The sequence below is a fragment of the Rhizobium sp. B21/90 genome (assembly GCF_019355815.1).
Taxonomy (GTDB): Bacteria; Pseudomonadota; Alphaproteobacteria; order Rhizobiales; family Rhizobiaceae; genus Rhizobium; species Rhizobium rhododendri.
The window spans coordinates 97,367-111,905 of the sequence record NZ_CP072166.1; the positions used below are offsets into that span (position 1 = coordinate 97,367).

Annotated in this window: 12 protein-coding genes and 1 pseudogene; 7 read left to right on the forward strand and 6 right to left on the reverse strand. The window is 56.2% G+C overall.

Annotated elements, in window-relative coordinates; all coding sequences use genetic code 11:
* Positions 1 to 27 precede the first annotated feature (27 nt).
* Positions 28 to 1,332 (forward strand): MFS transporter, encoded by a 1,305-nt coding sequence (locus J5278_RS30060; RefSeq protein WP_209188261.1) that lies wholly within the window; start codon positions 28 to 30, stop codon positions 1,330 to 1,332.
* Between the two features lie 359 nt (positions 1,333 to 1,691).
* On the opposite strand, the gene J5278_RS30065 is transcribed toward J5278_RS30060, so the two are convergent.
* Both J5278_RS30065 and J5278_RS30070 read right to left on the reverse strand, forming a co-directional pair.
* The gene (locus J5278_RS30065; protein ID WP_209187018.1) at positions 1,692 to 3,254 is read right to left on the reverse strand and encodes a DHA2 family efflux MFS transporter permease subunit; all 1,563 of its coding nucleotides are present in this window, start codon (positions 3,252 to 3,254) and stop codon (positions 1,692 to 1,694) included.
* On the reverse strand, positions 3,251 to 4,417 hold the full coding sequence (locus tag J5278_RS30070; protein ID WP_209187017.1) for an HlyD family secretion protein: 1,167 nt from the start codon (positions 4,415 to 4,417) through the stop codon (positions 3,251 to 3,253). The genes J5278_RS30065 and J5278_RS30070 overlap by 4 nt, the downstream gene beginning before the upstream one ends.
* A 441-nt stretch (positions 4,418 to 4,858) precedes the next feature.
* Here J5278_RS30070 and J5278_RS30075 point away from each other — a divergent pair, with 441 nt between their 5' ends.
* Entirely contained in the window at positions 4,859 to 5,056 is a 198-nt protein-coding gene (locus J5278_RS30075; RefSeq protein ID WP_209187016.1) for a hypothetical protein, read from the forward strand.
* A gap of 119 nt (positions 5,057 to 5,175) precedes the next feature.
* On the opposite strand, the gene J5278_RS30080 is transcribed toward J5278_RS30075, so the two are convergent.
* From J5278_RS30080 to J5278_RS31850, 4 genes and pseudogenes are all read right to left on the reverse strand, one after another.
* Positions 5,176 to 5,415 carry a flagellar hook protein gene (locus J5278_RS30080; RefSeq protein ID WP_209188262.1) on the reverse strand — a complete coding sequence of 80 codons (240 nt, stop codon included), beginning with the start codon at positions 5,413 to 5,415 and terminating at the stop codon, positions 5,176 to 5,178.
* Between the two features lie 60 nt (positions 5,416 to 5,475).
* Complete coding sequence (locus tag J5278_RS30085; RefSeq protein ID WP_219259567.1) at positions 5,476 to 6,711, reverse strand: HlyD family secretion protein; 1,236 nt, start codon at positions 6,709 to 6,711, stop codon at positions 5,476 to 5,478.
* Positions 6,708 to 8,798: a peptidase domain-containing ABC transporter gene (locus J5278_RS30090; RefSeq protein ID WP_219259569.1), complete on the reverse strand. Its 2,091-nt coding sequence runs from the start codon at positions 8,796 to 8,798 to the stop codon at positions 6,708 to 6,710. The genes J5278_RS30085 and J5278_RS30090 overlap by 4 nt, the downstream gene beginning before the upstream one ends.
* A 643-nt stretch (positions 8,799 to 9,441) precedes the next feature.
* Positions 9,442 to 9,558, reverse strand: a pseudogene (locus J5278_RS31850) (IS6 family transposase); the annotation flags it as partial.
* Positions 9,559 to 9,756: 198 nt separating this feature from the next.
* On the opposite strand from J5278_RS31850, the gene J5278_RS30095 reads away from it, so the two are divergent.
* The 5 genes from J5278_RS30095 (at position 9,757) to J5278_RS30115 (ending at position 14,519) form a co-directional block, all read left to right on the forward strand.
* A complete protein-coding gene (locus J5278_RS30095; RefSeq protein ID WP_209186750.1) occupies positions 9,757 to 10,533 on the forward strand; it encodes an L-threonylcarbamoyladenylate synthase in 777 nt (258 codons plus the stop codon).
* Positions 10,517 to 10,642, forward strand: a complete 126-nt coding sequence (locus J5278_RS31440; RefSeq protein ID WP_161991043.1) for an XdhC family protein — start codon at positions 10,517 to 10,519, stop codon at positions 10,640 to 10,642. The genes J5278_RS30095 and J5278_RS31440 overlap by 17 nt, the downstream gene beginning before the upstream one ends.
* A gap of 1,348 nt (positions 10,643 to 11,990) precedes the next feature.
* Positions 11,991 to 12,503, forward strand: coding sequence for a GNAT family N-acetyltransferase (locus tag J5278_RS30105; RefSeq protein WP_247749282.1), 513 nt, complete (start codon positions 11,991 to 11,993; stop codon positions 12,501 to 12,503).
* Between the two features lie 102 nt (positions 12,504 to 12,605).
* A complete protein-coding gene (locus J5278_RS30110; protein ID WP_209186752.1) occupies positions 12,606 to 13,043 on the forward strand; it encodes a VirK family protein in 438 nt (145 codons plus the stop codon).
* Between the two features lie 237 nt (positions 13,044 to 13,280).
* Positions 13,281 to 14,519, forward strand: a complete 1,239-nt coding sequence (locus J5278_RS30115; protein ID WP_209186753.1) for a cytochrome P450 — start codon at positions 13,281 to 13,283, stop codon at positions 14,517 to 14,519.
* Positions 14,520 to 14,539 lie beyond the last annotated feature (20 nt).

Genomic DNA, 14,539 nt, shown 5'->3' on the forward strand with positions numbered 1-14,539 from the left:
AACTTAGCATTCCGGATTGGTAGGAAAATGAAACAAGCGATATCGCCATTATCGCCGGCTCCCTCGTCGCGAAACAGTGCCTCCCTGAATTCGCCGTCACGCGTTCTGCTGGCAAGCCTGATCGGCACCACCATCGAATTCTTCGACTTTTACGTTTACGCGACGGCTGCAGTCCTCGTTTTCCCAACGCTGTTCTTTCCGACCAGCGATCCGACCACCGGCGTCCTGCAATCATTCGCGACTTTTTCCATCGCCTTCTTCGCCCGTCCGATCGGCGCCATCGTGTTCGGCCATTTCGGTGACCGCATCGGCCGCAAGGTGACGCTCGTTGCAGCCTTGATGACCATGGGCATCTCGACGGTACTGATCGGTTTCCTGCCCTCGTACGCCTCGATCGGCGTGGCCGCGCCTCTGCTGCTGGCCATCTGCCGCTTCGGCCAGGGCTTCGGTCTCGGTGGCGAGTGGGGCGGCGCGGTGCTGCTGGCGACGGAGAATGCGCCGGAAGGCAAGCGCTCCTGGTACGGCATGTTCCCGCAGCTCGGTGCGCCCGTCGGCCTGTTCCTGTCGTCGGCCGTGTTCTGGCTGCTGCTGCACTTCATCTCCCAGGAAGACTTCATCACCTGGGGCTGGCGCGTGCCGTTCATCGCCTCGATCGTCCTGATCGGCATCGGCCTTTGGGTCCGTCTGTCGATCACCGAGACCCCGGAGTTCAGCGAAGCCGTCGCCCGCAAGGAGCGTGTTGCCGTTCCCGTGGTCGAAATCCTGAAGAACCACAAGCGCAGTCTGGTCCTCGGCACCTTCGTTGCGCTGGCAACTTTCGTGCTGTTTTACATCGGCACGGCCTACCTTCTGTCCTACAACGTCAAGGTCCTGAAGATCAGCTTCCTCGACGCGCTTCTCGTGCAGATCGTCGCCTCGGTGTTCTTCGGCATCTTCTGCCCGATCGCCGGCAAGCTGTCGGACCGCTTTGGCCGCCGCACCGTGCTCGTTGCCACGACGGTCGGGATCGGCGTCTTCTCGTTCTTCCTGCAGACACTGCTGACCGGCGGCCTCACCGAGATCTACATCTTCGCAGCCGTCAGCATGGCGCTGATGGGGATGACCTACGGTCCGATCGGAACCGCGCTGGCTGCCCCGTTCCCGGTGGCAGTGCGCTATACCGGCGCCTCCATCACCTTCAACTTTGCCGGCATCTTCGGCGCCTCGCTGGCACCCTTTATCGCCACCTGGCTCGCCAGCAACTACGGCCTTGCCTATGTCGGCTACTACATGGCAATCGCCGCCTTCATCACGCTGGTCTGCATCCTGCTGTCAGGCAACGAAGAGATTTGATCCAAACGATCGCATCAAAAAAGGCCGCGAAACACATGTTTCGCGGCTTTTTTTTCCAAATACACATCAGCCATTCACCGGGGTACAGACGCATATTGTGCCGTCATCGCTTCAACCCGAGGCCCAGGCGCCCACGCTGTTTAGCTACTCTGTCGTCGCACCATGGAATATGGAACGGGCGAACCGCGCGGACGGTCGCATCGAGATCGACGTGGAGCGTCGTCATTTCGCAAGTTCAGTGACGTCATCCTTGCTCGTGCACTCGTACCCTTTCCAAGTAACAGACCTGGGTTGCAGCGAGGATCTTAGCGGTCAAGGCCGCTTCGCTTCCCCTGTCTCGGCATGCTGAGGTCATAAATTCAATGCTTAGGCATTGCCACGGTGGGTCCGCGCTGAATTGGTCTCAGAATAAACACCAGGGGGAAAATGACCAAAAGGGCGATGGCGAAGAAATAGAACATGTCGTTGAAGGCCATGACGGCGGCTTCACGCTCAATAACCTGGAAGATGTTTACAATGGCGAGCTGAGCAGACTGCGGGTCGCTGCCTGACTGGTGGATGCGTTCCTGAGCAATAACTGAATTGGCTGTGACCGTTTCCATCAGACGTTGCGTATGAACCGAAGTCTGACGGTCGAGCATTAGTCCTATCAGGGCCAGTCCGACAGACCCGCCTAGGTTACGGGCAGCCGTGTAGATTCCGGCTGCGTCCTGCGCCTGGTCGCAAGTTACGGAGCTCGTCATCGCCTGGTTGAGGAAGATAAGGGTGAACGCCTGCCCGAGCCCTCGCAGTAGCTGCGAGAAATCGAAGTCTCCGCCATTGGTAGCTGCGGTAAGGCTCGTGTCCAGGTAACAGCTGACCGAATAGCAGACCAGCCCGAATGCGATTGCGATCCTGAGGTCGAGCTTTCTGGTCAGAAGCGGAAAGAACGGAATGATCGCCAGCATTGGCAGGCCGCTGAGGAGAACGACCATTCCCGATTGAAGCGCGTTGTATCCGCTAATCCGGGCAAGGAATTGAGGGATGAGGTAGGTTATTCCATAGAGCGATGCCCCCGTGACGACCGCCATGAGGACGACACTTCCAAACGATCTTTGAAAAAGGATGCTCAGGCGGATTACAGGCCTATCGGCAGTAAGCTGGCCCATGACAAGCATACAAAAACCTCCCAGCGCGATGCCAGTCAGGAGGACAATCAAAGACGACTCGAACCAGCTTTCTCTCTGTCCGTCCTCAAGAACTACCGTCAGGCACCCTAGAAACATCGACAAGCCAACGATCCCCAGCCAGTCCGCTTCAAGAAGCAATTCGAGATTGGTCCTTGAAGACGGCAATCCAAGGGTCAGAAGCATAAGCAGGCCGACGCCTACGGGGAGGTTAAGGAAGAACGCATAGTGCCAGCTGGCGTTTTCCGTTAGCCATCCGCCAAGAACAGGTCCGGCAATCGGTCCCATGATCGCGGTAATTCCAAACAGGGCAACGCCGATAGACTGCTGGTTGGCGGGAAGCCGCTGGGCGATAATGGTCATCGCTGTTGGTATCATCGCGCCTCCGGTGAACCCCTGGCCCGCGCGTCCCGCCACCATCATGCCAAGCGAGGTCGAAAAACCGCAGACCATGGAAAAGCAGATGAATAGTGAGGTCATGACAAGCAGAAACCTGCGGAGGCCGAGAAGGTTGGTAAACCAGCCCGAAAGCGGGATCATGACAATCTCCGCTACAAGATAGGCAGTGACGATCCAGGTACCTTCCGATCCGCTCGTTCCGATTTCCCCTTGTATCTGTGGCAGCGCAGAGTTGGTAATCGAAACGTCCAGCGTCGCCATAAGGGCGCCAACGATACCCGCGGCGACCGCTGTCCATGCCGCGACGTCCGCCTTTTTTGGCGAGCTGTTTCCCCCCTCCAATTTCGTGGACCTCATTGGCTAAGCTCCACTGCATTGTCTATGCCATCGGTGATACCGTGGGTATCCACCTCGACACTGACAGATAGACCGGGGACTAGCACAATATGCGGGTTCGCATTGGCTTCAATTTTGATGCGTACGGGTATGCGTTGAACGATCTTTGTGAAATTCCCTGTGGCGTTCTCGGTCGGGATCAGCGCGAATTGTGCGCCTGTTGCGGGGGAGAAGCTCTCGACTTCGCCGTCGAGGGTTCCGGAGCTGATGGCGTCCACACTGATTCTCGCAGGCTGTCCGACACGCATCAATTCAACCTGCGTCTCCTTGAAGTTGGCAACGAGGTAGATGTCTTTGACCGGGACGAGCGTCATCAATCGAGTACCAGCGGAGACATATTGCCCGACGGCTACGGACTTGTCGCCGACGACGCCCGCGATCGGGGCGGTGATCTCGGTGGCGTCGAGATCAAGCTGGGCTGTTGCGAGCTGCGCTTCGGATTGCCGTACAGCCGCCTCCGCCTGTCTGACGGCGGCCTCAGTGGTATTGATGGCCTCCTTTGCAGACGCCAGAGACGCTTCGGACACCTTGACCTGCGCGGCCTGCTGGTCGCGTTGGCTTGTGTACGTTGCGATCTGTTCCTTGGACGTCGCGCCGGCGCGGCCAAGCGACTGATAGCGGTCGACCTGGCTCTGGGCGAACTGCGCCTGCGTCCTGGCTGACAAGAGTTGCGCCTCAGCCTGTCCCACAGACGATATCTGCCGCTTCGCTTCGGCCTGCGCCCTGGCGAGGTCCGCTTTCGAAGACTCGACGCCAGCTTGTGCTTGCGCGACTTTAGCCTCATAGTTTCCAGGCTCGATCTTCAAAAGCCTATCTCCGACCGCGACCTTCTGGTTGGCGACGACATACACCTGTTCGACATATCCCTGGACCTTTGGCGACACTGTCGTCTGGTCGGCCTGAAGGAACGCGTCATTCGTGGACTGCAGGAAGCGGCCGACCGTCCAATAGCGTAAGAACCATATTCCACCGGCGATCATTGCCAAAATGGCGACGGTCAGAAGGATGCGTTTGATGCGACGCTTCTGTTCGGGGTTTTTGGACGGCTTGAAAACTTCCCCGGGCGGTTCGCGAGAAGTGTCGTTTTCCTTTTCGACCTGCATCGCATTTACCTGTGCTAGCACGAGATCACTCCGTCGCATTAATGGTACTATTCATTTTATTTAGTCCCGATATGAAGTCTCATTCGGTGTTGTGAAACTCATCAGTTTCTTTTTCGATCAAGAGCGAAAAGACCCCGACAATTTGCAATTATTGCAGCTTGCTCGACGGCGCGCGTAGCGTTTGGGTGCCCTTGTCGGGACGACAGATCTGGGCTTTCGGCATTCACGTTGATATCTGCGGCAAGCAATTCCTTCAGCTTAAAGGTGACCATAACGGTAGTACGGCGCCCCACTAAATTGGTCTTTTCGGCTTACCAGAAGGCAATAGATCATAGTCTCTGCTCCAGACTGGAGGTTTGCTGAGAGCGATTTCACTGCGAGAATTTTTGGGCGAGGAAGGTCTCCGGCGTCTGGCCCGTCACAGCAAGCATGCCGCCAGGCGCGTCGACTGTTGGCGCTTGCTTGATCTCTGATGAAGCCACCCGCCCGAATGCGGCGCGGCTGGGCAATGTCACCCTTCAGATCGTGCGGGACTGTACCGTGCAGTTCATGCGTAGCGACGGTAATATGACGGAATGCAGCCCGCATAAGCCGGGCATCAGCAGTGTGATGCTGCCGGTCGGAAGCGGCCTCGAAGTTAGTGGCTACGACCCGGATTGACGCGCGTTGGGCACTTGTCAAACCCATGTGAATCGCCTGCCGGGCGACGACAGCCCGACCAATCCAGGATGGACCGGCAGCCGGGAACCGGCTGCCGGATTTATTGCGATCAGAGACGTTTAGCTAGCAAACGAGCTATTGAAGTTGAAGCCGCCAGATGCGTTGCTGAACGAGAATGTTCCCGCCTTCTGTACGACTTCAGCCGGCAGCGATGCCGAAAACGTGCCTGACTTCGAACCGAAGGTGTAGCTGCCGCTGACAGCACCATCAGCACCGATGGTGACCGTGGAAGCGACCGAAGAGGCGCCGCCGCTCACGAGATCCAGCTGGGCGATGTCGAGTTCGAAGATGTTGTTCATGGTAGTCTCCTTTCAGGTTGGGTGGGGGGTGGCCTGCCTGGCCTTCCCCTCCGTCAGTCATCACCGGCTGCCTATGGCCATCAGAGGGTCCAATATCCAGTCGGTGAAGTGTCGGCGATCTGTGACGATATCGCCGATTAGGGTCATACCGGGGGTCAGCGGACGCTCTTCGCCATACGCGGCGATGCTGGTGCGCTCGAGGCTGACTGTGACCCGGTAGACGGGAGCTGTAAGGGCGATGGGAGCCAGAAGCTCACCCTCGCGATAGGTTGCGCGGGAGACCTGAACGACATGTCCTAAAAGCATCCCGAAACGCTGATATGGAAAGGCATCGACCTTGAGCCGTACCTCCTGCCCTGGCTGGATAAGGCCAGCAGCGCGCGGCGGAACGAGGAGATTGGCTTCGAGGTTGCTGCCACCAGGCACGAGGGCGGCAAGAGGCGATTGGGCGATGGCAGTCTGCCCCGGCTGAGCCTGTAGCGCCGCAACCCGGCCGGCCACCGGCGCGACGACCACATAGGCGCGGTTGACCTGCAATTGCGCAAGGGATTGCTCAAGCTCGCTGCGAAGACCTTGTAGCTGAGCGAGCTTGTCGTCCCTTCCAGCCGGCAGGCTGGCCAATTGCGAGCGAGCGTCGACAAGATCGCCTTGCCGCTGTTCCTTTTGCCGCTCGAGTTCGTGGATGACGCTCTCCTGGGCAAAGATCTGCTGCTGGCGGCGCGATAGTTCAAAACGCGTGCCGCCGCCATTGACCTGGAGCTTGGCGTAGTGGCCGGTATCGTCTGTTTGCAGGGCTTGCAGCCGGCGTTCAGACTCCAGACGTTGCTCCTGGCTCGCCAGTTCACTGCCCAGTCCTTCGACACGGGAAGACAGGCGCCGCTCCTCCTGGTCGAAGCGGGTGTTGGATGCCTTGATCTGTGTGTCGATGGACTGGATACGGGCTTGCGTCTCGATCCGCAATTTTTCACCGACCGTGCCGTCTGCGCCGGTCGTCTCCAGCGACAGTTCCACCATCGGCTGGCCCTGGGCGACCAGGTCTCCCTCATGGACAAGCACGCGAGTAACCGTACCGCCCCTGGCGGCATAGATCTGTGCCAGGCCGCCAGTCGGGGCGATATAGCCCTGCACCGTCTCCTTGCGCGCATAGGTGCCGGTCATGAGATAGGCTGCACCGACCACCACGAGGCAGCCGAGGACGGTGGTCATCACCCCATGGCTCACCGGTTGTGCGATCATCACCTCCCCGCCAATGCGGCGACGATGTTCAGTGGCTTCGCTACGGAACAGGGTACTCATGGCACCACCTGCAAAGGGTGGGCCGGCACATCGCGCTTTAGCTCGCGTATATTGCCGTTTTCCACTGCAAAGGCGCGGGCAGCACCTTCGATGGCTCCGGGGCGATGGGCGACCATCACTTGGGTGATTCCGAGCTTGCTCAGCGATTGCATGAGGCGGCGCTCCGACAGGACATCCAGATTGGCCGTCCCTTCGTCGAGAAACAATATGGACGGCTTGCGGTACAGCGCACGCGCCAGGAGAGCTCGCTGCTGCTGCCCACCTGACAGCGTAGATCCGAGGTCTCCCACCAAGGTCATGTAGCCCATTGGCATACACATGATTTCGTCGTGAAGGCCAACAAGCCGGACAACCTCCTCGACCCGAGCGATATCGATCTCAGGATCGAAAAAAGCGATATTGTCGGCAATCGTCCCCGCAAAAAGCTGGTCGTCCTGCATCACCACACCGACCTTGGCTCGGTACGCCCGCATCCCGAAGACGCCGAGCGGGAGGCCGTCCACAAACACCTCGCCCTCACCCGGCGGATAGAGGCCCATCAACAACTTCAAGAGGGTAGACTTGCCGCCGCCAGAAGGGCCCACAAAGACGACGGACTGCCCCGCCTCTATGGAGAGGGATACATCCTTCAGAACCCATGCCTCCCGTTCGGCATAGCGAAAGGAGAGGTTGCGTACGAGAAGTGATCCGGCAAGTGGACGATCCCCCGGGGCTGCGGCATTGAGGGCGGGCTCTGGATCCTGATGCACGACATCGGCCAGGCGCTCTAGATGAAGGCCGATCATGCGAAATTTGAAATACTGGTCGACGAGTGAAAACGCCGCCGTGCTGAACTGGCTCCGATAGGAAAGGAAAGCCAGCAACATGCCGAGCGTCATCTCTCCGCGGATGATGCTGCCGGCTCCGAAATAGAAGACGAGGAGCATCTCGGCGCCCGTCAGGAAGGATAAGCCTGCCGAACCCTTAAGACTGATTTTCTGGACGCGTACATTGTTGTTGATGCTGTCGGCATAGGCATTTTGCCAGACACCGTGGCGTTCCAGTTCACGTCCGAACAGCTTGAATGCCCGCGCACCACGGATCGTTTCAAGCAGGATACCATCCACCTTGGCCTGGTACTGGATACCCTCGTTGGTCAGGCTGCGAAGCCACGGAAAAGTCCCCAAGCGTATGCAAATGACCAGCGCCAGCGAGGCCAGCACAATGCTTGCCAGATAGGGCGCGTAGATCACCATCACGACCAGCGTGATGATCGCCATCAACCCGTCCAGCGCGCCGGACACAAAGCCACCTGTCAGCAGATCCTGAACCGGCTGAAGGGAATTAAAACGCGATAGGATGTCGCCGAGACGCCGTTTTTCAAACCACGGGACAGGCAGGCGCATGGCATGACGCAACAGATTGCCGCGCATCTGAAAGGTAAGAAGCGTGCTGAAATGCATCTGCACGTATCCGCGCAACAAGGTCGTGGCGCTCTGAACCAACAGCAGCAATGCCGCGCCGATGACTATGACGTTCAGGAGACTGAAATCACCCTTTGAGATTGCCTCATCGACAATCATCTGGTTGACGAGCGGCGACAGCAGAACAAAGAATTGCAACAGGGCGGAGAGCGCCAGGATCTGCAGCAGGCTCGGAATGAAGCCGGCGCTCCTGGACCACAGGTCGGCCAGGCGCACCCGCTCGACCACCTTGCGTTTTCGGAAGGTGGTCGCCGGTGTCAGTTCCAGCGCTATCCCGGTAAAATGTTTCGATGCCTCGTTGAGCGAGAGCCGCCGCTGGCCGCTCGCCGGATCGTGCAAGTCCACCCACCGGCCGGAAGCATGCGTCAGCACGACGTAGTGCGACATATCCCAGTGCAAGATGCAGGGCGTCTTCAGCTTGCCGATATCTGCCATTTCCAGCTTCAGCGGCCGACTGGTCAGACCGAGGTCGTCAGCGACGGCAATAAGCGTTTTTAGCGTCGTACCGTTTGCGGATGCGGCGTGGCGGCGACGAAGTTCTGACAAAGTCACCCGATGACCGTGAAAGCCGGCCACCATCACCAGACACGCTAGCCCGCATTCAGCGGCTTCGGATTGTAGCAACGGCTCAATCCCGTAGCGTTTATGGAGGGCCGTGAGAAACAACTGACTATCTCGCTTTAGGTGTGGTGAAAAATGAGAAATGGGGTGTGACTTCCATTGAACGCCCGGGCGTCCGACGACCGTCCCTTCATGACAGGGCCATCGACGAGTTTTCTGAAGACGATGGTTAGGTTCGGGGGACTTGGACGTTGACATCCAGTTCAGAACTCGCCTCAGAAGAAGGGCACTGACTGGTCCGAATTCTGTGAAGGTGAGTGATGCAAGACATACGACAAACCTCCCTTGGATCGTTTATTTCCGGCGCTCCTAATTCGTGCGTGGCAATCAAGCTGCCGTGTCCAAAGGTATGCCATGCCTCATTATTGAGTTGGGTCTAGTTATGTTGAGAGATGTTGCGGCGACCCACTTTGCTGCCACAATCAGGATGATATCTGGCTTGCAGGGGCGGCCGGGGTGCTCGCCCAACCGGATCTGCGATTCGCACACCGGGCCTGGGAGAGCAATCGCCTTCGGAGCTACGCCACCTCCCCATACCTTCTGGCTAGGACACTTCCCGATCTTCGTCGGACGGCTCAATACCCGCGTTTGATCGTGCTATGATCTCGAAGCCGAGCTCTTCGAACATTCCTTTGAAGTCCCGTTAACTCAGCGGATATCGCAATTACGAGGTGGACCCTTGCACCATCAGCCAGGCCTCTAATGTCTATCTTTAAAACATCTACCGCCGTTTCAACTTTTCGATAATCGCATTCAGAATAATCGGCAGATCGGCACGCTCCACAAGCCTGCAGTGGAATTTTTATCCGACGGTCAATGCACCGCTAAACGCAGCAATTTGTACCGGGCTTTTCTGCGTTTGTCAGAAGGCCAACAACATTTCGCAACAAAACATAACGCAACTTCACAAGGTTATATGGCACGAAAAACTTCTTGAGGTGTCTCTTCAAAGGAATTTTTCATGACAAAAAAAACCATCCAATGGAACGGTGCTGTTCAACCTGAAGCGATAGATATTCTTACCGCAGAGGGCGGCATGATTGTGAGCCCCACGAAAGTGGGTTACATAATTATGACATCGGATGGCGCTGGGCTTCGAAGAAAATTTTCTGCGAAAGAACGTAATCTCAACAAGCCTGGGGTCGTTCTCGTAAGTTCGTTGGAACAGCTGCGCGATTTGGCGGAATTGACTCCAGAGATCGACGCGTTTTATTCCTGGCATTGGAAAGAAGATGTTTTGTTGGGATGCATTCTGCCCTGGAAAAAGGCGGCACTTCGGCACATACCGGACGGCGCCGCCGACTTGGTGATGGACAGCCGCCAGACAAGTTGTTTTGTCATCCGGTTTGGCATGCCTTCCGAATTAATCGCGCAACGCCTATGGGAAGTTGAGCAAAAACTGACCTTCGCGAGCTCTGCTAATCCATCTGGACAAGGAAATAAAGGGCTGGTTGAAGGGATCGGAGCGCGTATTGGTACCATGGCGGATTTGGTCATCGCAGCTGATGACTATGTTGCTTCAATCCAGCCGGCAAAGGAAGCTGAATCGCGTTACGAACAAGGTGTCATGGTTTCGATGGTTGATGAACACGGAAAAATCGTACCAGAGCAAGGTGGATGCCGTTCTATTGAGCCTGCCCCCACATTGATCCGTAAAGGTCTAGATGTTGATCGCATCATGGAGGCTCTGGCGAATAATTTCGAAAGCTGGAACTATCGGCATGGCCAGTATTATTGAGCCGCCGCGCGCGCTTGGTGCCCAGATGGCGGTTCACGAGGAGGGTCTCTGCTGTGGCTACGTGTTCGGCGGCTGTACGGAAGCTGCCGTGGCTGCGGAGGCTCTTTAGACTATGGCCACGGGAACGACCGGTTTATGCGGCTCCGGGAAGGGCCTTGGTTTTTCGATATGCCGTGCGGCGGTGGTGTGATGCTGGCCATCCGCTTGTTGCAAGATAACCTTAGCCTGCATTCCGTCCTCGAGGGCTTGAAAGCGTGCCGTTGCATGGGACTGCGATACGATGTAGGCCATATCAAAATGCGTCCGAGCGATCTCGAAACATATACTCGTCTGATGATGGCTGTGGGGCCGGCTGGTCGCAAATTTGCAGGATTAGTCCAGCCACTGACCACCCCAACGAGATCACTCTCCCATTGGACCGCATCAAATTTTCACGTTGGCCTTTCTCCATAATCAATCAGCTCACAACCTGAAGTAGGCCACACCACGACCCACCACGTTCAGCTGCGCGCAAAGCACCCTCTCGACCTCAGCTTGTGGATACATTCTTGTCAGCTATGGGACGATACTGATCCAGCGCCCACGTGAACATTTCGCAACAAAACATCACCCACGGCAACACAGAGATCTGGCATGTATCTCGGGGACCGTACCTGGTGTCCTTTGAGGTTCCAACGAGACGAAGCATCCGTGCCCATAAGACGGAGTTTGCCAATGACACCTATAGTTCTCAAGCGTCGCTCGCGGCCGAGCTATCTACACTTTGAAAGCGTCGGATTGGAGGACACAAATGCCAATGACACGCCGACAGTATCGGTTCGCTCGGCCTCGCTTAGAGATGGCGAAGCCGACTGCACGCTAAAGATTAGCTTGCCAAAACATAGCAGCCTTCCGCGAGTCGATTCCCAGCGTCATCTTGAAGTATATAATGAAATCAATCATATAGCTCTTCATAAAATCTTCATTTGCCAATTCACGAGTTCGTGATCAAGTTTGGTAGGTGGCAACACAATACGATTGCATGGGTGAAATATGCGGCAAAATGGCGGATTGTTAGCCAATTGCATAAAACGACTGATGTCTGCCTCCGGGGGCCACAAAAGTATGAAGAACAAGCGCATCAAGTTGCTTCCTGATCAGCTTCCCGATGAGCGAAAGCGAGATCTCGGATTTCTTGATGGACAACCCTGTAAAGGCGGCGCTGAAAACGGGCTAGGGAGCGGGAATAGATCATTCGATCATGAACGTGTCTTCCATCTTAAGTGGTGAGTGTGGCCTCGTATGGCATGGCCAGGGAAATTCATCCTTTTAACTCAGCGGATCCCCGCCGCTCTGTCTGGTATTTCCGGCGCTGGTGTAAACGGGACCTCCTAAAATCTGTCGCACGCATCGCCTGAACCGAACGCATGCCGGGTCAGTCTGTCGTGTTGGCAACTAACCGGGACAAGGAGCATATTTTGGACAAACACGACATTTCATACAGACGGATTGTGCCCGGCGAAGGCTCTATCTTCAAACAGATATGGCTGCAGGCCTTAAGGTCCACACCATCGTCCTACGCCAGCATTCTTGATGACTGGGAGTCTCTTTCCGAAGATGAATGGAATAGGCGGTTAACTGATCCAGTCTTCGGCGCTTTCCATAGTGGTATCCCTGTGGGATTGATGGGGCTTATTCGCAGGCATCCAGCAAAACTGAAGCACCGGGCTATTATCGTAATGGCTTACGTCCACGCCGATTTTCGGCGAACTGGAACTGCTTCGGCTCTACTGAACCTTGTTATTTCTTTCGCGAAGGACGAAGGTATTTCGAAACTGGAGCTATGCGTCAGCGGCGAAAATGTATCTGCCATTGCATTCTATCGTAGTCAGCTTTTCTCCGATCTCTGCGTGGTGCCTGGCGGAATTATCGAGAATGGCAAGCCGGTTAAAGAAGTCCAGATGATACGCTCCATCGGTGATTTAGGGTAACGGCTTCCCCCGCAACGCAATTATGCTGCGTCAAGTTACGCGATGCCAATCAATTTGACGGCGCTTATCGAGCCATGCGCCGAGAGTTCCAAGGAGTACTGCATGAAGCGCCCCTTCTCTATTCTTCTCGCGGCATTGCTACCCGCCGCCGCGAGTGCAACCGAGCATCGCCAGGGCCCCCTCGCCCTGCCAGCTGTAATTCATATGCTTGGCAAAGGGCAGCCGGTCGCCGTCACCGTTGATCTCAGTCTTTGCAGCGCGGTACCGAACGATGCAAAGCCGAGCAAAACACGCGGTGGACTACGGATTAACGCATTCAGATTGACGGACGATGGGACGCTTGCCTTTGCTGACGAGCATATGACCATCGATCTCGATGGAAAGCCGATCGTTCAGTTTTTACGATACAAAGTCCACCCAGATAACAGCGCTCAATTTTCTATGACTGTGTTCAGCCTGCCCGCGTACGAACAAAAGGGTACGACAGTCGAATTCAACTGTGCGATGGACCGTGGATTAAGTTTTTTCCCAACGCGCTAATGTGGGTGCCCTTAGATGTTTTTGCGTGACAGGCACATCTAACGACGCGGGGAAATTCGCGCCAATTCCGTTGCGAACGTTATTCAACGTGGATCTGCCACCACTGTTACCAAAACACAATGCATGCCTGCTGTCGCCGCTAAAGAACACTACCGCCCCGCCTGACGCGTCGGTTGTGTTTCGGCAGCTGGCCGGAAATTTAGGCGGCGGATGAGCCGAATTAAAGGATATTGATGAATGACCCTAGACAACTCCGCACAGCGGTCTACGAACTTTCGAGTTCCGGTGCTACCCATTTCAACCCTGAGCGCCGACCCTCATCGCGTCTACCGGCACTACCGAAAGGAGATTCCGTTCATCTTGTCGGAAGCGGGGGTATATCTGATCTTGCGTGCCGACGACGTTCTCAGTCTGTGCAGCGATGCCAAGACACGTCAGGTAGAAACAGAGTTGGTCACCCTGCGGGGCGTTGAGGATGGGCCAATCTGGGAATTCGTGCGAAACGGGATGCTGACGTCGAATGGCGATGTCCATTTGCGCAGACGATCTCCCCTGACCAGGACATTCGCCTTCAAGATGATTGATGCGTTGCGACCTCTCATTAGAGAGACTGTTGCGCAGATCGCCGATACCGCAGCGCCCGATGGTGGCATGGACTTGCTTGAGGACTTTGCCGCTCTTATTCCGGCCAGGATCATTGCGTCGATCTTGGGCCTCCCCCAGGACGATGTGAATAGATTTACAGAGATCGTATACCGTTTCAGTCCGCTCCTGGGCGGATCTTGGCGTGCGCAAGATGTACCGCAGCTTCAACGAGCAGCCGGCGAGCTGAGATCATATGTTGCTGACGTCGTGGCAAAGCGCAGCTACGAAAAAAACAATGACTTTGTGAGCAAACTTCTCTCGGATGTGGAAAGCGACGGATCCTTGTCCGCCGAGGAAGTGATTACCCAGATCATGACTTTGATCGTCGGTGGCAGCGACACGACGCGATCTGCCATCGTCATTCAGCTGGCAGTCCTTCTCCAGCATCCTGAGCAATGGAATGCAGTTTTAGACAATCACGACCTGGTTCCAAAGGCCGTGCTGGAATGCCTTCGTTATGAGCCCGCAATAGGCTCGGTTCCGCGCTTTACCACGACCGATATCGAGTTAGACGGGGCGCTCCTCCCTGCCAATAAAGCTTGCTCGCTAGTGACCATGTCCGCCCTCCGAGACGAGCATCTCTATAACGACCCTGATCGACTGGATATCACAAGAGAGCAATTGAAATGGCATCCGGTATTTGGCGCTGGAGCGCACCGTTGTCTGGGCGAAGCACTGGCAAAAGCTGAGCTGGAAGAGGCATTGACCGTCCTAGCAGAGAGGTTCCCGACCATCAGAGCTGCTGGTGCTTTTCCGAAAGTCACCGGCTTTTCGGGAATCCGAACGGTTCAAAACTTTCCGGTGACTTGGGACGTCAATCGAGCTCGATAGTGCTGGACAAGACCTCCGAG